This window comes from Nocardia brasiliensis (assembly GCF_042691675.1).
GTDB lineage: Bacteria > Actinomycetota > Actinomycetes > Mycobacteriales > Mycobacteriaceae > Nocardia > Nocardia brasiliensis_D.
Genome location: NZ_CP170507.1, coordinates 2,269,827 through 2,287,613, shown reverse-complemented (window position 1 = coordinate 2,287,613; position 17,787 = coordinate 2,269,827). Strand labels below are relative to the sequence as shown.

The window sequence follows — 17,787 nt, the reverse complement described above, 5'->3', positions numbered from 1 at the left end:
ACTTCTGCGGCACACTGCTTTTCTCCCCCGCGAGTTAGATGCGATACGGTATTAGTATTTCGAGCAAATACTCGTGACTACGCAAAGGACGCACTCCATGGCCAAGAAAGTCACCGTCACCCTGGTCGACGACTACGACGGCAAGTCGAAAGCGAATGAAACAGTTCAATTTTCGATCGATGGCGTGGCCTACGAGATCGATCTGTCCACCAAGAACGCCGGCAAGCTGCGGGTCGCGCTGGAGCCGTGGGCGGAAAAAGCGCGCAAGACCGGTCGGGCGAAGCGCAAAGGTTCCGGGAAAGCCACTTCGGCGACCGATCGCGAGCAAACAGCGGCGATCCGCGAATGGGCCAGGAAGCACGGGCACAACGTATCGACCCGCGGCCGCATCCCGGCCGACATTGTCGCGGCATATAACAACGCGAACTAGCGGCACCCGGATTCACGCCTCGGCTCGGCACATCGCCAGTTCACGGCAGTTGCCGCGGACTTCGGGCGGGCGATGTCGCGCGGCGGGAACGGCCGGGCCCGGCAGGCTCGTCTGTAGAATTCCGGGTTCGATGGCCTGAATCGGCCGACGGGACTCGGATAGGACAGGTGTGAGGCGATGCGCGTGCGGAAGCTGACCGCTCGGTCGGCCATTCTGAGTGCGTTGCTCGGCACGCATCCGGCGCAGGCCCCCGTCAGCTGGATCGTTTCGGTGGCCGAGGAACTGGGGCTGCAACAGTCGGCTGTTCGGGTCGCGCTGACCCGGATGGTTGCCATGGGTGATCTGGAACGTGCGAACGGCGTGTATCGGCTCTCGGACCGGCTGATCGAGCGGCAACGCAGGCAAGACGCCGCGGTGAGTCCCGTGGTGAAAGCGTGGGACGGCGAATGGTATTTGGCGGTGGTGACCGCCGTCGGTGACGACGCGGCCGCGCGGACCGCGTTCCGGGATACGATGCGCGCCCGCAAACTCGGTGAATTACGGGAAGGCGTCTGGACCCGGCCCGCGAACATCGAGATCGTTCTCGGGCCGGACGCCCGCCGACGGGTTTCGGTGTTCACCGCGGTGCCGCAGGATTCACCGGCCGCGATGGCGGAAACCCTTTTCGCGCCCCAGCTTTGGGCTCGCGACGCCGAGCAGTTGCTCGGTGAGTTCGCGAGTTCGTCATCGTTGCGTGAGCGGTTCGAGGTGGCGGCAGCGGCGGTGCGGCATATTCTCGATGATCCCTTGCTGCCCGATCCGCTGCTGCCCGCCGACTGGCCCGGGTTGCGGTTACGCGCCGAATATGCGGCATTTCGTACCGAATTCATGACATTCGCCGAACACCTGCTGGTCACCTCGGACGCATAACGGGCACGCGGCCCGCTTCAGTCGCCGGTCTTGGGCGTGACTCGCTGAATGATCGCCGTGCTATCGATGCCTGTCGGTAGCGTGCCGAAAACGTCGCCGTGCTCACCGCCGAGCCTGCTGACGGTGAAAGCGTCGGCCACGGCCGGGTGGCCGTAGCGCACGAGCAGCGACGCTTGCAGAACCTGCGCCATATCGCCGACGATGCGGCGGGCCCGATGCTGGATGGTGTCGAAGTCACCGAATTGCTGTTCCAGCCGGGTGATCGCGGCATCGAGATGCCGGTCGGCGCCGCCCGCGCGTTTCACCTCGTCGAAGAAGGCGCCGAGGGTTTCCGGTTGTTTGGCCATCGCGCGCAGGGTGTCGAGGGCGGCGACATTGCCCGAACCCTCCCAGATCGACATCAACGGCGCTTCTCGATAGAGCCGTGGCATTCGAGATTCTTCGACATATCCGTTGCCGCCCAGGCATTCCAACGCTTCGGCGGCGTGGATCGGGCCACGTTTGCACACATAGTATTTGCTCACCGCCAACGCGATTCGGCGCAACTGATCGGCGCCGTCCACCCCGGCCGTCGCCTGATCGGTGAGGTCGGCCAACCACAGTGCGACGGTGGTCGCCCCCTCGGCCTCGATCGCGAGATCGGCGAGCACATTGCGCATCAGCGGCTGGTCCGCCAGTGCCGCACCGAAAGCCGTGCGATGGGCGGCATGGTGCGCGGCCGCGGCGACACCGGTGCGCATCCCGGTGGCGGTACCGATGGTGCAGTCCAGCCGGGTCAGATTGACCATTTCGATGATCGTCGGCACGCCGCGGCCTTCGGCGCCGACCAGCCAGCCGATGGTGTTGTCGTATTCGACTTCGCCGCTGGCATTGGAGCGATTACCCAGTTTGTCCTTGAGTCGTTGCAGCGCAAAGGCATTGCGGGTGCCATCGGGCAGCACCCGCGGGACAAAGAAGCAGGAAAGGCCGCCGGGTGCTTGCGCCAGCACCAGGAACACGTCCGACATCGGCGCGGAGGTGAACCACTTGTGTCCGGTGATCCGGTAGGTGCCGTCGGACATCGGGGTGGCTTCGGTGGTGTTGGCCCGGACGTCCGAGCCGCCTTGCTTTTCCGTCATCGACATACCGGCGATCAGACCCCGCTTCGACAGCGGCGTACGCAGGCCGGGATCGTATTCCCTTGCGCACAATAAAGGTTCGTACTGTGCGGCGAGGTCCGGGGCGGCACGCAAGGCGGGGATGACGGCATAGGTCATCGAGATCGGGCAGCCGTGCCCGGCATCGACCGGGCCCCAGACGCTCAATTTCGCGGCCCGGGTCAGATGCGGGTTCGGTCGGGGGTCCGCCCACACCGCGCCGTGCAGGCCGAACCCGATCGCGTGGGCCATCAGCCGGTGATAGCTCGGATCGTAGACGACCTCGTCGACGCGGTTGCCGTATCGATCGTGCGTCTTCAGGGTCGGCGGATGCGCCTCGGCGAGATCACCGAGTTCCGCCGCTTCGGCACTGCCCGCCAGTCGTCCGATCTTGTGCAGCTCGTCGAGCGCGTGCTCGGCGCCCGCGCGGTGCAGCGCCTCCAGGAGAACAGGCTGTTCGGCGGCGTCATAGTCGACGAGCGGGGGAACTTGATTCGTTACCACGTGGGTGGGCATGAAATTAGTATTACAGCGTTACGTCAATTGACACAAGTATGTAATATCAAGGGTAGTTCCCCGTCCCCGACGCACAGTCAGGAAACCCTCTTGTCAGACTTCGAGAATCATTCCGGCACCCGCCCGGCCGCTTGGTACGAGGGACTTACCGAAGCCCCCGATTCGCCGTGGGCCGACCGCACGCTGCCACCGACCGAAATCAGCTACCGCACCCTCACCTACGAGGTGACCGGCCGGATCGCCCGGATCACCTTCAACCGCCCCGAACACGGCAACGCGATCACCTCCGACACCCCCATCGAGCTCGCGCACGCGGTCGAACGGGCCGACCTCGATCCGCGCGTGCACGTAATGGTGGTTTCCGGGCGCGGCAAAGGTTTCTGCGGCGGATACGATCTGTCCCTGTTCGCCGAGAACGGCTTCGATTCCGGCGAGGGCACGGACTCCACGACCGGCACCGTGCTCGATCCGGTGGTCCAGGCGCGCAATCACAATCCTTGGGGCACTTGGGATCCCATGGTCGACTACGCGATGATGAGCCGGTTCAACCGCGGCTTCGCCAGCCTGCTGCACGCCAACAAGCCGACGGTCGCCAAACTGCACGGCTTCGCCGTCGCCGGCGGCACCGACATCGCGCTGTACGCCGACCAGATCGTCTGCGCCGAGGACACCAAAATCGGTTACCCGCCCACCCGCGTCTGGGGCATTCCCGCCGCGGGCATGTGGGCGCACCGCCTCGGCGACCAGCGCGCCAAGCGCCTGCTGTTCACCGGCGACTGTCTGTCCGGCAAGCAGGCCGAGGAGTGGGGGCTCGCGGTCGAGTCGACGCCGCCCGACGAATTGGACGAGCGCACCGAGGCCCTGCTCGAGCGCATCGCGCGGATGCCGATCAACCAGCTGATCATGGCGAAACTGGCGCTCAACAGCGCGCTGCTCGCGCAGGGTGTGGCGAATTCGGGCATGATCAGTACCGTCTTCGACGGCATCTCCCGGCATACCCGCGAGGGTTATGCCTTCCAATTGCGTTCGGCCACTACAGGTTTTCGGGAAGCCGTCCGCGAGCGGGACGAGCCGTACGGCGACTGGAAGCGGACGCAGTTCGAGAAGTAGTCGGTTGCCGCTTCTCCCGATCACCGCGTGAGCACGCGGCGCGCTCCGGTTTCGATGAACGGGACCTCGCCGCGGTTCAGCTCGGATCCTGCTGGCCCAGCGGACAGTTGGCAGCGGCCACGCGAACGAGTCAGCGACCCGTTCGACGGCCGTGGCTGATTCGACCGTTCGCCAGACCCAGCCGTTCACCGATATCGCTGAGACTCATCCCGTGATCGTGCGCGTCTTCGATCGCGGTCTGCCGGATACCCGACAGCTCCGCGATCCGAAGTTGGTAATGAGTAATAAGATTCGCGGCCAACTGCGCCCGTCGGATCGGATGCGCCTCGGCCCGAACATCATCGACCTCATCATCGATGGACAGCCCGCCGGTCTCGTCCACCGATACGCCACCGACAACAAAGGTCCCCCGCCGCGGCACAGTCCGCACCAGCCCCCGACTACCCAGCACCTCGATCGCGCGCCGAACAACCGACCGCGACACCCCATACCGCTCGATCAACTCCGCCTGACTAGGCAACCGAGCCCCCGCCGCAAGCTCCCCCACCCGAATCTGCCGCACATACTCGTCCGCAATCGCGACATAAGCCGCTTCGGCCATCAGTCGATCCCTTCATCAGCGCCCGGCGCGTTCGAGGATACGGCTTGCGGGTGAAATCGCAGTGACCCAAATATGGAACCCGTTGCTCCTCAACACATCTTGCGGGACCACCGATTCGAGGTCGGAGCAGCGCATCCGCCGACTACTTCGGTCCGTGGATCGGACCGATGCCAGTGGAACCGATCGGCGGCCCCCTGCGTCAGTATCAATAGGTAGGAAACATGAACGAGGCGCTCACAGGTCAGTGGGGGTGAGGAGAGACTGATGTCCTTCGAGGTCAGCCCGGACAGCCTTCGGGGAGCGGCGGGGGTGCTGGCCGCGCTGCCCGGTGAGATCGATCGAGCTCCGCACCTGGGCGCGGGCCCGAACGTGGACAAGTTGAAAGGGTCTGTGGTCGGAGCAGCGCTGGCCAAGTCGGACCCGTCGAGTAGGCGGGCCAAGGATGTGCTGAAAGCACGGTTCAACCAGTTCTCCAGTCTGCTGGCGTTGTCGGCGGAAACGTTTCGCGACACTGATCTCGATGCTGCCAAACGACTGGCCGCCGTCGCCGATATCAACTCCGGCGACCCGCACGCGGGGAATTGAGCGATGGCTACACCGAATGGAATATTGAGTTGGGATGTGTCCGGGCTGCAGGCGATCGCTGTCAGCGCCACCGCGATTGCCGACGCGACCATCAAAGCCGCCGACACGATGTACGTCACGATCCACGATGATTTGGCGTGGCAGGGCGAGGCCAGGCAAGCCGCAGAAGACAAGGCCGACCGAGAACGCACCCAGATGCGGGCAATCGCCACGGCATACGATGATCTGGGCACCGCTTGTGCCGGAGCCGTCCGCGATATGGCGCATTCGCTGGCGGAGATTCGCATTATCTTCCAGCACTACGTCCTACCACCGGTCAGCGTCGCAGACGATTGGACGGTGAGCGGTGTTCAGGACTGGAACTCCGAGGCCGGGGTGCAGCTTTCGAGGCTGGTCGGCTTGGTTTCAGCCCTGGAGAGTTCCGACGCACAGTGGGGCGCGAAGATCGCACAGGCGAATCAAGAACTCGAAGCCATGGCACCGGAGTCGGCGCTGACCGAGGCGACGAAGACGATCGAGGACGTCAAGACCCAGAACTCCAGGTCGGACCCCGACCGTCTGCGCACCTCCGCGGCAGCTTTCCAGCAGATCTTCGGTCGAGCACCCACCAGTCCGACGGACTGGAAAACCGCCGAAGCATTGAACCCCAATAGTTATGACCCGAAGTATCAGGGAGTGCCACCGAATATCAAGGTTGCCCGGATCGAACCGGTGCCCGGTCAGGGGATCGTTCGCGCCGCCGCCTTCATCCCTGCCGCGCAGGTGTTCAATGTGCCCGAATACGACCTGGGCGACAACCGCGCCGAGGATCCGAAGTTCGATCCTGAACACGCACGCGTCGTCACATACGTCGACTACGAGAACGGCCTCATCATCACCCGCCAAAATCCTTCGGTCACTACATCTGGCGATGTCCAGGTCGGCGAACCGGCAGTGCAGGCGCAGCAGCTTTCGAACGGTTCGGTGTTGATCCAATACGATGCGGCCAACCCATTTGCACCGCCGGGATCGAGCTTGACCGGCCATACCGTCAACGGTGAGCTGGTGATATCGCCCACGAGCGGAAACCCTGGCACGCCAAGAGTTGTGGCCGGTGGGGAGATAACCGACTACCCTTCCGTCGAGATCTATCAAGATAATTCCGCAGGGACCGCTCGACCCGTCTTGATCGATCCGGCGAACTCCGGGAGCCAGTGGGGGCCGCTCGCGAACCTACCGTCCTTTCACGATGTCGGAGGAGGAAAAGCAATGTTCGAGCCGTTCAAAGCCGACTTCAGTGATCCGGACTGGGAGCGGAACAAGCCGACAACGCTGGGCAGCCCCAGCAATCCGCCTTCAGTTGTGGTTGTGCGCTAGTGGAGCAACGTGACGACACCAGCGCACCGGGGTTGATGTCCGACTCGGCCTTCTGGCAGATGACGACGTTGGCGGTGCCGGTGGCGTCCGCGACGGCCGCGATGCTGTTCGCTTTTGCGGTGCGACTGGCCGACGCGGCTTACCCATCGGTCGACGCGTCGAGGCACGTGATATTCGCGGCCGTCACTGGCTTGATGGCCGCTGCGGCCGCCCTGCTCGCGCTGCGGAGAACGCCGCGAACGCTGGGCGCAGCCGTCGGTACAGCGACCGCGGGCTTCCTTGTTCTATTCGTCTGGCTGGCAACGGCATGAGCGGGGTGCCACCAAAGTATGCGCGGGGCAACTGGTTCGGTCCCGAGGCATTCGTCGCCGTGGTGATCGGCATGATCTGCATAGCGCTGCCCTACACAGGTCTGGCCCCGCGCGATGCGACCTGGCTCATCGCGGGACCTCCGCTGGCCGGCGGCCTGCTGATCGCCATCAGCGCCGCGGATCTCCCCCTCCGCTACCGCACCCGCCGAGTCGGCGTCGGCTTGCTGGCCGCGTTCGGTGGACTTCTGCTAGCCCTCTTCGGATTCCTGCTCGGTCTCGCTATCGGAGGGATGGTCACGTAGGCCGACGCCCTACCGGCGATAGAGCTCTCGGGCACGATCGACGTCGATGGTCCTGTCACGGTCCAGGTGCAGGAAGTGGTCCAGCTGCCACGCCTGCGCCCTGCCAGCCTGTCGGTTGGTGGTGTGCACCCACGGCGGATAGACCCGGAACGCCCGCTTCCCAGCCGAACCGTTTCCGGCGACGACTCCGCGCTCCCGGAGCACACCGACGGGAAAGACGAACTGCCCCAACTGGTCCCGCTCACACGTGCTGATGACGAACAGGTCGACGTGGTCGGTGTCGTCGAAGGGTTGGATCGGCCCACCGGCGGCCCTCTTCCAGACAGTGACGAATTGGCCAACCTTGGTGGGCGTCGACTTCGCCGCACGAAACCGGACCGAGCGCCCGTCGACGGTAAACGAGTGGGCAGCGTACGCGGCACTCTCGGCTTCCGGAACCGGTTCCGTACAGACAAACCCACACAGGTCGTAAACAAGCTCCTTCGCCGCGACGAGCTCGTCGCGCACCCCGGCAGTATCCGACCACGGGTCGAGACCGATCGAGTAGCAATCGTATGAATACTCGCCGTCAACGCCCATCCACTAACCCTGGCACGCACCACTGACAGAACCCGCTCCCGCACCAGGCAACGGCCGCAAAACCGACGCCGTCGACGCGCACTCGGTCGCGTTGGCCGCGCTGCACGCACCACGTCTGCGCCGGGTCACCGCCGATCCAGAACTCGTGGCGCTGGGCTTGCTCGCCGACCGCCGCGACGGGCTCGGGCGCGCCCGCACCGAAATCCTCAACCGCATTCATCGGCTACTGCTCGAACTGATACCCGGCGGCGCCAAGAAATTCCTGTCCGCGACACAAGCCCGCGACCTGATCGCAGAGCTGCGAGCACGCGATCCGGTCGGGCGAGTGCGGCTGCGCCTGGTCATCGAGATGATCGAAGAACTGGAAACCATCGACCGCAAGACCAAGGCCGCGGACAAAGAACTGCGGCAGCTCATCACCGACCACGGCTCCACCTTAATGGAGCTACACGGCATCGGACCATCCAGTGCGGCAAGGCTTTTAGCCGACACCGCCGACATTCACCGGTTCGCCAGCCGAGACCGCTTCGCGTCCTGGAACTCCCACTGCACCGTTGGATGCTTCCTCCGCCAGATCGGCAACGCCATCGACTCTCCCGCGCCGGGAACCGCGAAATCAACCGAGTGCTCCACATCATGGCCATCGTTCAACTACGCCAACCAACACCGCCGGCCGCGTCTACTACGACGCCCGCAAAGCGGGCGGGAAAACCTCGATGGAAGCCATGCGCGCACTCGAACGCCGACTCTCCAGCGTCGGCGCCGCCCCGAATGCTCGACGGCGCGAAGTAGTTCAGTGCGACCGGTCGAGCGGTTGAGCACAGCGATATCGCGGGATCCGCACGTCCGATCTCCCTTCCTTCTGCGTTGGTCGGTGACTGACCGTCATCTTGCCCAAGCTTGGTGATGAGCTCAACTCGTTTTCCGCTGCTGTCAGGGCCCTGCGCGTCCGAAAATTGGGATTTGCGCGCGTTGGGAAGCGCTGTCGGCCAACCGGTTTGGACAGCCGCCCAACGCGCGACCAGCGGCAGATGGGGACGTTCGGATGTAGTGGGACCGCTACGACTCAGGTCACCCGAGGGGCAGGTGCCGTTGGCGATAGAACCCAGACTGAGTGCCAGGCTTCCCCCTCCAGCTGTAGCTTTGCGTTTTGGAAGTGGACTTCGGCGCGGTCGCAGGGTCGGCTATCACAACGACCCTCCGACGACGCAACAATCGCCGCGAGAACAGTTCAGAGGGCGAGTACGACGTGAATATGCATGGCCGCGACATGACGCTTTCCAAGTTTTGTCTGCGCACTTGGTGAAGCCGGTCTTGTTGCGGAGCCGACCAAGTCGGCGGCTGCTGTGGGCCGACCCGAATGCTCTGCCGCCCAACACGATCCCTTATCAGGCCCGCCGGGGCGGCCGGTTCCGCTGACCAGCTCTCTGCCCTTCAGATCCCGGCCCTGAAGAAGGTCCCTCGACCAGCGCCCGCGCCGAAAGTCATTGCCGCACCGCGACCGCTGCCGCCGCGGCTTCACCCGATCCCACCGCCGAGGCCCGGCCCCCTTCGTCGCACCGGTGCCACGCACGGTGATTCCCGCCGCGAGCCGCTTCGGTGATCTCGGACGCAGACACGATGACTTCGTCCCGACTACACCGTCGCCGCGCCCGGCCGGCGTAGATGCCCGCACCGGTGGTGTCGTGTGCGTATTTCGGCGGCAGACATTCGCGGGATGGTGACTATAGAACGGGTAAGGTGATATCAGATTATCCATAGCTGTTAGGTCGGCTTTATATGATTTAAGGCGCTGGGATGCACTGTGTCACAGATAGTAACAAACCTTGGGCTTTTTTGATTAATCCTGTCGGTAGTTGATCAAGGGCGGTCCTCCACCCACCAAGGGCCGCCGCCGACACAGGAAAGTGGCATGACCCCACGACATATTTGCTCCCCCGGCGTAAACCACGTCGCGATTCCCGCCTCCGAACCAGCAAGGAGGAGAAGAGAACGACGTCGTCAACGTCTGGGAGTATCTATAGCGTTGATCGTCGGTGTGCTATCAACAGGTTTGGTGAATCCTGTCGACGCGTCCGCGCGACAGATCGGTTCATACAACGTCGGCGGAGCGATCGAGGTCGAATACGACCAGGCTGGCGGATGGAACCTCTTCGGAAACCCGGTGAACGCGGAGTCGGACGCGGCACGCGGCGGCCGTTGGCAGGTATTCGAGAAGAACAGTTCGATCTATTGGCACCCGAACGTGTCCGACGGGCACGCTAATCAGATCGGTGGTTTGATCCGAGATAAGTGGGGTGATCTCGGCTGGGAGAACGGCGCGCTGAAATATCCGACGACACGAGAACTAGCCACGCGAAAGCCGGGACGATTCAACCACTTCGAGGGCGGGTCCATTTATTGGTCGAGCACCAACGGGGCACACAACGTGTGGGGAGCAGTTCGTGATAAATGGGCTTCCTACGATTGGGAGAACGGCGGACTCGGCTTTCCCGCCTCTGATGAATTCAAGGTCAAGGATGGTGGTGTCGGTCAGCACTTCGAGGGTGGATCCATCTACTGGTCATCCCAAACCGGTGCACACGTAGTGTGGGGCGCCATCAAGAATGCGTGGGCGAACCGGAACTGGGAGAACGGCCGTTTCGGATTCCCGGTCAGCGATGAGTTCGACTTCGACGGCGGCAAGGCGCAGAACTTCCAAGGCTCGACCCTGGACTGGAAGCCCGGCGATCAGGACAACCCGGCCGACGAAAAGCACGACGAACGCCCGCAATCCATCGAATACAAACACAACGACCCCACCCAGCGATCGAACCCGGACGCACCGGAAGAGACCGGGCCGCCTTCAACGCCGCTGCCCGCTCCGTCGCCAGCGCCCTCGACGACTGCACCCGGCACATCGGCGCGCCCATCTTCTGCCGCCCCCGAGCCGACGGCGCCGAAGCAGCCAGTGCCGACTACTACTCAACGACCAGCCACGCCCCCATCCCCGAGCGCCACGGCTGCGCAGCCGGCTCCGACAGACGCCGACTCCGCGCCGGAGGCCGATGGTCTTCATACATTGAATCTCGTTGGCACGCTAGTGCGCGCGAACTCGCCCGAGGACGAAGAAGAACCAGGCCCCGATCCGACCGTCCCGTGCGGGTTCACCCTCGGGTATCCGCACGCGTCGAGAACCATGAGGAACGGTGCGCTCGCGTATCCCGAGGAAATCCACACCCAAGTCGTCTCCAAGTGCGATCCGGTGGTGGCCACTACCACGCACCGGATCAAGGCGAAAACGTCCAGGCTCCGTTGGTTCGGTCTCCCCATACCGGCGAAGCAGCTTCCCGGTAAAGGCAAGCAGATCACCAACAGCGGCTACCAGGCCGAAACGTCGAGTACGGGCGGCAAAAAGCTGAAGATGACCGCTGCTGTCAAATGCCAGACCGGAACCCGATTCCGGTACCTAACTTACGCCACAGGTGAATTCGCGTTCCCGAACGAACGTGCTCGGCTGTACGGTCCGAACATCGCGACGAACCCTGAAGGTAAAGAGGAGACGTGTCTCGACAAGCCCGTCGGCTAATAGTCGCGTCGCTTCTCGTAGTGCTAGCCGGATCGGGTTGTGCCTCTCATGGCCAGCCCGACCCGGGCACGACAGACGACCCAGACATCAGCACGGCCGAACCTGGCGAACCGGATGACATTCTACGAAGCACCGGCTTTGGCAAACACACCGTGGAGGACTTCGTCGTCTCAGGCAGACCGCCGAACCTGACCGACGACCAGGTGACCGTGCCAGCCGCCGCATCGTCGTGGCTCGTAGGAAACGACGTTGTCGAGTCGCTGCTGCCGTCATCGGTGGCTTGGCCTCGCCTGGCCGGGACTCCGGCCAGGTTCAGAATCGAGAACCCCGCGATTCCGGTCTTGGTGCGATGGTCCAAGTATGCGGCCCCTGATACCGCGGAGAAGCTCGACGACGACCACGATTCGTTCGAAACGTGTGCCTTCGCCACGAAGGAAGAGCAAATCACACCAGACGGCAAATGTTTCTACTGGAAGACCGGGCACACGATCGGGCTGTATCTGCCCGGACGGATCGACCGGTACAACATCCTTGTCGTTTCCTGGCCGCAGGTCCGAGACGAGTCGGGGCAGGTCCATGATGAGTCGGTCGACGCCGTCTGGACATTCAGCCGATGACAACGTCGCCCGCGGCATCGAAAACCGCTACCGAGAACGGACCACCGAACCGATGCCCGATATTCGCCTGACGCCGGTAACCGACACCGCACCGTCAGCCTGGCTCGGCACCTCGCTCAGCTTCGGAGGGCGACTGGCCGACGGTTTTCCGGCATACGCGCGGATCCTGCACCCCGCCACCGAAATCGCCACCGGCACCCAGGTGTCCCGCGCGCCGGTGGCGCAGACACTCGGCCTAGCCCACCGCGACCGGCTGGACTGGATCCTCGACCTTGCCGATTCCGAAGGCTGGGACGCCCCCGAACAAGGCAGCCTCGAACAACCCCAACTCGATGCCCTGATCGATGTCCTCGCCCGAAACACCACCACACCTGATCTCTGCTACGTCGGTGTGTGGGACGGCTGGCACTGGTACAACCCGAGCAAGCTACTCCCCGCAGCGACCGACGCCCTAAATCCCCAGAACTTGTCCCAACAAGCCAGGAAAGCCGCCAGCTTCGAGCTTCTCGACCGCACGTATCTGCTACTGCGAGGACCTGTCCACGATGTCAGCCGTCTCGGAGGATATGTCACGCCCCGGACGCTGATCATGCGGTCACCGAACCTGCTGTGGCCAGCTGACCGCGCATGGTTCGTCTGCACCGAGATCGACGACTACGAAACCTACGTCAGCGGGCCCCGGCAACTCATCGATGAACTCGACGCAAGCGCACCGCTCGATGTCGAGGAGATCGACGCCGACCGCCCCGAGGCATGACTGTCTTTACCGTCAACGGTGCCAGGCGGACCCGGCGACCAGAGAATCTCAGCGGTTGAGGCAAGAGCTGCATCGAGGTTCGATCGTGAACCTCGATGCAGCACCACTGGATTCCCCAAACAACCTGCGCCAGGTCGGTCTAGGGCTGTGCGAAGGCGGTTGGCCAGGAGGGACTTGACGATTCCGGTCGTAACGAGGGTTGATCGTGCCGCGTCCGGATCCGCGTCGGTCGAACGAACGGGAACGCGGCTGTGAAACCCCGGGCCAGCTTGCGCGGCACCGGAGACGAACTGCCAGGCAAACGGTGGCTCACTCGCGAGGAAGCGGGCGAATATCTCGGTGTTCACCCCCGCACCCTCGCGAATTGGGCTGCCAAGGGGCAAGGCCCCTGCTACTCGAAGCCATCCGGCAACTCGTGCATGTATCGGCTCGCCGACCTGGACGCCTACCTCGAGGCGCACATGGTGCACACCGAGGAACAGCCGGAAGCAGCCTGAGCAGCCAGGAGGGAGAACCGTAATGCCAAGACCAGCAACCGAACTCGGCGGCTACGGCGAGATCGGCACCACGGGCGGTGCCGCTTACATCGAGATCGAAGATCTGTGTTTCAGTCGGCAAAGTGATCCGTGTGCCGGGCAAGGGTTTGGTGCGAGTGGTGAAGGACAATGACCCGAAGAATCCCCAGGGCACGATTGCCCTTCCGGAGTACGCCGTGGAGGTCCTCGATCGTCGGTGGGAACAGATGCAGCTCCGCAAGCGAGAAATGCCACCGCCGACAGAGTTCGATACCCAGCTCGGATGCGGACCTGACGAGCTGATCTTCCCATCGTTCGAGTGGACGCTTCGGGACCCGGTGAACGTGAATCACCAATGGCAACGTGTTCGAGAGGCGTTGGGGCTGCCCGATGATGTGGTCCCCTACTCTCTCCGGAAATTGGTGGCCAGTCTCCTCGATGATGAGGGGCTGTCGGCTCGGGTGACCGCTGACGTGCTTCAGCACGCCGACCCGGCGATGACGCAACGCAAGTACATGGAGCGCGGTCGGGTGCATCATGGCGCAGCGGCGGTGATCCACAACGCGGTCATGGCAGGGCTTGGCCACGGTGAGGACGATCAGGACGCGGAAGGACGAGTTCCCACTTTTGGGAGACTTACTGGAGACTTTCGGGGTCTGGAGACGAATTCGGCCCCTGACCGTGAACGCTGATGCGCTGGTCAGAGGCCGTATTACGCTCCCCCATCTGGACTCGAACCAGAAACCTGCCGATTAACAGTCGGCTGCTCTGCCAATTGAGCTATAGGGGACTATCCTCGGCTCGTCTGTGCTAGGCGGGCCGAGGAGAAACTTTAGCGTATGGGCGGGCGCCCGCCCAAATCGCGTCACTACCTGCTGACATGTGGGGTGAGGGTGGCGGTGGCGGCGCGGTGGTCGCTGCCGGGGGTGCGGCGGACGGCGGCGTGCACGGGGGTGAAGCCGCGGGCGAGGATGTGGTCGGGGCGGGTGAGGGGGAATTCGGCGGGCCAGGTGAAGCCCAGGCCGGTGCGGACGTCGTACAGAGTTTCGGTGAGTGGGGCGAACTGGGGGTCGGTGGAGGCGGTGTTCAGGTCGCCGAGGACGAGCAGTCGGTCTGATCGGTCGCGGTGCACGAGGTCGGTGAGGGTGCGCAAGGTGCGGTTGCGTGATTCGGTTTCACCGAAGCGGACCGAGCCGAGGTGCACGGCGTAGACGGTCACGTCGCCCGCCGGGGACGCGATTCGGGCTCGTAGGGCGCGGGCCCACCCTTGGCCAAGGTCCAGGCGTTCGACCTCGTCCACGGGGTAGCGGCTCCACAGGCCGATGGTGCCGACGGTGGCGGCGTGCGGGTGGTGTGGGTCCAGGGCTGCCGCGACGGATGCCCGGTTGCGATCGGTGAGTTCCTGTACCGAAATCACTGCGGCATCAGCTAATTCGGCGGCGGTGCCGGCTGCGCCGAGGTTCTGGGTGGCGACGCGGAGTTCGGCGGCGGATGCCTGCCCTCGGGGACGCTCGATGAGCTCCGGGCCGAAGAGCACCGACCAGGCGAGCAGCGGTGCCACGACGGCGACGATACCGACCCTGGAGGCCGTGCTGAGCGCGACAACGGCAAGCAGCAGCGTCGGCACCAACAGCCACGGCAGAAAGCTGCCGACCAACTGGCGAACGCCGCCGAGCTCGGGCAGCAGTGGATGGGCGACCAGCAGCGCGGCCAGTAGTGCCGCGGCCGACGCGAGCGTGATGTCTCTCAATGTCCCGTGCATGACGGCAACGATGAACGCGGAAAATGAGAGCTTCATGAATCGACCGAGTTCGACCGTCCTGGGCGTGGCGGTAACGGTACGGCCTCCATCGGGCGAGAGTATGAATACATACCGCTGAGCGCGTGGTGAATTGGGCACTCCACAGCAACCCCGCTGAGCAAAGGAACGAGGAGGCCGCCATGAGCGAATTCGCATGCGGCGATTGCTGGCGTCGCGAGAATCTGACATTCAAACAACGACTGGACCCGGCGCACATCCATCGCGGCCATCGGCAGCTGTGCGAAGAGCATCGGGCCAAGCGAGAGGAACTCGCCGCCTGAGCCGCTTTCCCGAGCGCTCGGCGAATTCACCCGCCCAGCTGAGCCGGATCGACAGGGCTACTGCGCGTCGGGCAGGATAGAGCCCGCGAACAGGCAACTGGGAGGAGCACATCGAGATGCTGCGGTTGATCATCGGCGTGGCGGCCGGGTATGTACTCGGCAGCAAGGCCGGGCGGGCTCGCTACGAGCAGATCAGCGCGGCGACCCGCGCGCTGTCGGAGAGTCCGGTGACCCGCAAGCTCGTGCTCGTCGGCAGGCAGAAGTTGTCGGACAAGCTCAGCACGAAACCGCGGCTGGAACCGATGGAGCCGCTGGACGAGCGGACCACCATCCTGGTGCCGCAGGACCAGCTGCGCCGCTGACGCGAACACCGCCGAGCGGCACAGGCGAGCCGAGGCTCGGTCGCTGAACGCCGATTACTAAGCCCCGGTGGCGAAGTCGTCGTGATTCCCCATCGCCTGTGTCAGCAGGCTCTTGCGGTACTGCTCCAGCGCCACCAGATCCCCGAACAACGCCATGTACGCATCGGGCTGCTCGGTAGACGACACCCGTTGCAGCTTGGACTTCAGCTCGGCGATCTGCCGCCCCACCCAGGCCTCCTGGACGCGCGCCAGCACGCCCGCGACGAAGCGCGGGATACCGGCCGCGTTCTTCACCGGCAGCGGCTCATTCGCCAGCTCGGACAGCAGCGCGCGCATGGTCAGATCGTCGGTGCGGTCCGCGACCGCGTTGACCCACTCGGCACCGCCGAGCCCGGCCCCGGTGCCGCCCACCTCCGCGATGAGCAGCCGGACGGCCGCGTAGGCGGGATGGGTGAAGGCGTCGGCCTCCAGCGAGTCGAACACCGAGCCCGCCATCGCCGGATACTGCAGCGCCGCCGCGAGCACCTGCCGCTGCGGCATCAGGGTCGGATCGTTCGGATTGGGCCGCGCCGCAGGGTGTTCGGCGACCACATCGCCCTGCTGCTTGGCCGCGGGGATCGTGCGGCCGCCGGAGCCGTGGCCACTGCGGTGGCGCTTGGCTTCGTCGCCGACCCGGCGGACCACGGTCTGGATATCGTCCCAGCCGACCCATCCGGCCAGCTTGGTCGCGTACGCCTTGCGCAACGCGTTGTCCTTGATCTGCGCGACCACCGGGATCGCCCGGCGCAGGGCTTCCACCTGCCCCTCGGCGGTGTCCAGGTTGTGGTCGGCGAGCAGGCCGCGAATCACGAACTCGTACAAGGGGGTTCGCCGCGCCACCAGATCGCGGACGGCGCCGTCGCCGGAGTGCTGGCGTAACTCGCACGGGTCCTGCCCGTCCGGAGCCACCGCGATGTAGGTCTGGCCGGCCAGTTTCTGATCGCCCGCAAAGGCTTTCAATGCGGCCGCCTGGCCCGCCGCGTCACCGTCGAAGGTGTAGATGATCTCGCCGCGCCAGAAGTTGTCGTCCAGCAGCAGTCGGCGCAGCAGCGCGAGATGCTCGTCGCCGAAGGCGGTGCCGCAGGAGGCGACGGCGGTCTTCACCCCGGCCAGGTGCATGGCCATCACGTCGGTGTAGCCCTCGACCACCACGGCTTGATGCCCCTTGGCGATGTCCCGCTTGGCCAGATCGAGGCCGAACAGCACCTGGGACTTCTTGTACAGGATCGTTTCCGGGGTATTGATGTATTTGCCCGGCATGGTGTCGTCGTCGAAGAGCTTGCGCGCGCCGAAGCCGATGACGTCGCCGCCGAGATTGCGGATCGGCCAGAGCAACCGCCGGTGGAACCGGTCGATCGGCCCGCGCTGGCCCTGCCTGGAGAGTCCGGCGCCTTCCAGCTCCTTGAACTCGAAACCCTTGCGCAGCAGATGTTTGGTGAGCGTGTCCCAGCCCGCGGGTGCGTAACCGCAGCCGAACTGCTGGGCGGCGGCGGCATCGAAATTGCGGTCGGTGAGGAACTTGCGGGCCGCCTCGGCGCCCGGCTCGCGCAGCTGAGCCATGTAGAACTCGTGCGCGGCGGCGTTGGCGGCGACGAGCCGAGAGCGGGTGCCACGATCGCGCTGTACCGAGGTGCCGCCGCCCTCGTAGTTGATCTGGTAGCCGATCCGGTCGGCCATCTGCTCGACCGCTTCGACGAAGCCGACATGGTCGATCTTCTGCAGGAACGCGAAGACGTCGCCGCCCTCGCCGCAGCCGAAGCAGTGGAAGAGGCCATGATTCGGCCGCACATGGAACGACGGCGACTTCTCGTCATGGAACGGGCACAGCCCCTTCATGGAGTCCGCACCCGCCCGCTTCAGCGCGACATACTCGCCCACGATGTCTTCGATGCGGACGCGGTCACGTATCGCCGCGATATCGCGATCAGGGAGTCGTCCGGCCACGGCAGTGAGCGTACCTGTCGAAGGGGGCCTTCTTCACCTATGCCTCCGGCTCGACAGCAACTCCGACG

20 protein-coding genes and 1 tRNA gene are annotated in these 17,787 nt (G+C 64.5%); 15 read left to right on the top strand and 6 right to left on the bottom strand.

The window, feature by feature from the left end:
- Positions 1-97: 97 nt before the first annotated feature.
- Both ACFK0J_RS10670 and ACFK0J_RS10665 read left to right on the top strand, forming a co-directional pair.
- Positions 98-430 carry an Lsr2 family protein gene (locus ACFK0J_RS10670; protein ID WP_218475506.1) on the top strand — a complete coding sequence of 111 codons (333 nt, stop codon included), beginning with the start codon at positions 98-100 and terminating at the stop codon, positions 428-430.
- Between the two features lie 177 nt (positions 431-607).
- A complete protein-coding gene (locus ACFK0J_RS10665; protein WP_378738921.1) occupies positions 608-1,339 on the top strand; it encodes a PaaX family transcriptional regulator C-terminal domain-containing protein in 732 nt (243 codons plus the stop codon).
- A gap of 17 nt (positions 1,340-1,356) precedes the next feature.
- Here the strand turns inward: ACFK0J_RS10665 and ACFK0J_RS10660 are convergent, their stop codons facing one another.
- On the bottom strand, positions 1,357-2,991 hold the full coding sequence (locus tag ACFK0J_RS10660) for an acyl-CoA dehydrogenase family protein (RefSeq protein ID WP_378738919.1): 1,635 nt from the start codon (positions 2,989-2,991) through the stop codon (positions 1,357-1,359).
- Between the two features lie 90 nt (positions 2,992-3,081).
- On the opposite strand from ACFK0J_RS10660, the gene ACFK0J_RS10655 reads away from it, so the two are divergent.
- Complete coding sequence (locus tag ACFK0J_RS10655; protein ID WP_378738916.1) at positions 3,082-4,101, top strand: crotonase/enoyl-CoA hydratase family protein; 1,020 nt, start codon at positions 3,082-3,084, stop codon at positions 4,099-4,101.
- Between the two features lie 130 nt (positions 4,102-4,231).
- Here ACFK0J_RS10655 and ACFK0J_RS10650 read toward each other — a convergent pair whose 3' ends face one another.
- A complete protein-coding gene (locus tag ACFK0J_RS10650; RefSeq protein WP_378738914.1) occupies positions 4,232-4,702 on the bottom strand; it encodes a GntR family transcriptional regulator in 471 nt (156 codons plus the stop codon).
- A gap of 264 nt (positions 4,703-4,966) precedes the next feature.
- Here ACFK0J_RS10650 and ACFK0J_RS10645 point away from each other — a divergent pair, with 264 nt between their 5' ends.
- Genes ACFK0J_RS10645 through ACFK0J_RS10630 form a run of 4 tightly spaced genes read left to right on the top strand, consistent with a single transcriptional unit; the run spans position 4,967 to position 7,256 of the window.
- Positions 4,967-5,287: a hypothetical protein gene (locus ACFK0J_RS10645; RefSeq protein ID WP_378738911.1), complete on the top strand. Its 321-nt coding sequence runs from the start codon at positions 4,967-4,969 to the stop codon at positions 5,285-5,287.
- 3 nt (positions 5,288-5,290) lie between these two features.
- Positions 5,291-6,643 carry a hypothetical protein gene (locus tag ACFK0J_RS10640; protein ID WP_378738909.1) on the top strand — a complete coding sequence of 451 codons (1,353 nt, stop codon included), beginning with the start codon at positions 5,291-5,293 and terminating at the stop codon, positions 6,641-6,643.
- Complete coding sequence (locus ACFK0J_RS10635) at positions 6,643-6,954, top strand: hypothetical protein (RefSeq protein WP_378738907.1); 312 nt, start codon at positions 6,643-6,645, stop codon at positions 6,952-6,954. The genes ACFK0J_RS10640 and ACFK0J_RS10635 overlap by 1 nt, the downstream gene beginning before the upstream one ends.
- Positions 6,951-7,256 (top strand): hypothetical protein, encoded by a 306-nt coding sequence (locus ACFK0J_RS10630; RefSeq protein ID WP_378738905.1) that lies wholly within the window; start codon positions 6,951-6,953, stop codon positions 7,254-7,256. The genes ACFK0J_RS10635 and ACFK0J_RS10630 overlap by 4 nt, the downstream gene beginning before the upstream one ends.
- Positions 7,257-7,265: 9 nt before the next feature.
- On the opposite strand, the gene ACFK0J_RS10625 is transcribed toward ACFK0J_RS10630, so the two are convergent.
- Entirely contained in the window at positions 7,266-7,835 is a 570-nt protein-coding gene (locus ACFK0J_RS10625) for a MepB family protein (RefSeq protein WP_378738903.1), read from the bottom strand.
- Positions 7,836-7,857: 22 nt separating this feature from the next.
- Between ACFK0J_RS10625 and ACFK0J_RS10620 the strand changes: the two genes are divergently transcribed.
- From ACFK0J_RS10620 to ACFK0J_RS10595, 6 genes are all read left to right on the top strand, one after another.
- Positions 7,858-8,742 carry a transposase gene (locus ACFK0J_RS10620; protein ID WP_378742747.1) on the top strand — a complete coding sequence of 295 codons (885 nt, stop codon included), beginning with the start codon at positions 7,858-7,860 and terminating at the stop codon, positions 8,740-8,742.
- A gap of 1,149 nt (positions 8,743-9,891) precedes the next feature.
- A complete protein-coding gene (locus ACFK0J_RS10615; protein WP_378738901.1) occupies positions 9,892-11,403 on the top strand; it encodes a hypothetical protein in 1,512 nt (503 codons plus the stop codon).
- Entirely contained in the window at positions 11,379-12,020 is a 642-nt protein-coding gene (locus ACFK0J_RS10610) for a hypothetical protein (protein WP_378738898.1), read from the top strand. Before ACFK0J_RS10615 ends, ACFK0J_RS10610 begins: the two co-directional genes overlap by 25 nt.
- Positions 12,021-12,072: 52 nt before the next feature.
- Entirely contained in the window at positions 12,073-12,777 is a 705-nt protein-coding gene (locus ACFK0J_RS10605; protein ID WP_378738896.1) for a hypothetical protein, read from the top strand.
- 251 nt (positions 12,778-13,028) lie between these two features.
- Positions 13,029-13,274, top strand: coding sequence for a helix-turn-helix transcriptional regulator (locus ACFK0J_RS10600; RefSeq protein ID WP_378738894.1), 246 nt, complete (start codon positions 13,029-13,031; stop codon positions 13,272-13,274).
- Positions 13,275-13,396: 122 nt separating this feature from the next.
- Positions 13,397-13,984: a tyrosine-type recombinase/integrase gene (locus ACFK0J_RS10595; protein ID WP_378738892.1), complete on the top strand. Its 588-nt coding sequence runs from the start codon at positions 13,397-13,399 to the stop codon at positions 13,982-13,984.
- 25 nt (positions 13,985-14,009) lie between these two features.
- Here ACFK0J_RS10595 and ACFK0J_RS10590 read toward each other — a convergent pair.
- Positions 14,010-14,082, bottom strand: a tRNA-Asn gene (locus tag ACFK0J_RS10590).
- 78 nt (positions 14,083-14,160) lie between these two features.
- Positions 14,161-15,090 (bottom strand): endonuclease/exonuclease/phosphatase family protein, encoded by a 930-nt coding sequence (locus ACFK0J_RS10585; protein ID WP_378738890.1) that lies wholly within the window; start codon positions 15,088-15,090, stop codon positions 14,161-14,163.
- Between the two features lie 143 nt (positions 15,091-15,233).
- Here ACFK0J_RS10585 and ACFK0J_RS10580 point away from each other — a divergent pair, with 143 nt between their 5' ends.
- Together ACFK0J_RS10580 and ACFK0J_RS10575 are read left to right on the top strand one after the other, a co-directional pair.
- A complete protein-coding gene (locus ACFK0J_RS10580; protein WP_218475479.1) occupies positions 15,234-15,374 on the top strand; it encodes a hypothetical protein in 141 nt (46 codons plus the stop codon).
- A 116-nt stretch (positions 15,375-15,490) separates the two neighbouring features.
- Positions 15,491-15,736 carry a hypothetical protein gene (locus ACFK0J_RS10575; RefSeq protein WP_107654933.1) on the top strand — a complete coding sequence of 82 codons (246 nt, stop codon included), beginning with the start codon at positions 15,491-15,493 and terminating at the stop codon, positions 15,734-15,736.
- Between the two features lie 57 nt (positions 15,737-15,793).
- On the opposite strand, the gene dnaG is transcribed toward ACFK0J_RS10575, so the two are convergent.
- Positions 15,794-17,719, bottom strand: coding sequence for a DNA primase (gene dnaG / locus ACFK0J_RS10570; RefSeq protein ID WP_378738888.1), 1,926 nt, complete (start codon positions 17,717-17,719; stop codon positions 15,794-15,796).
- Positions 17,720-17,787: the final 68 nt, after the last annotated feature.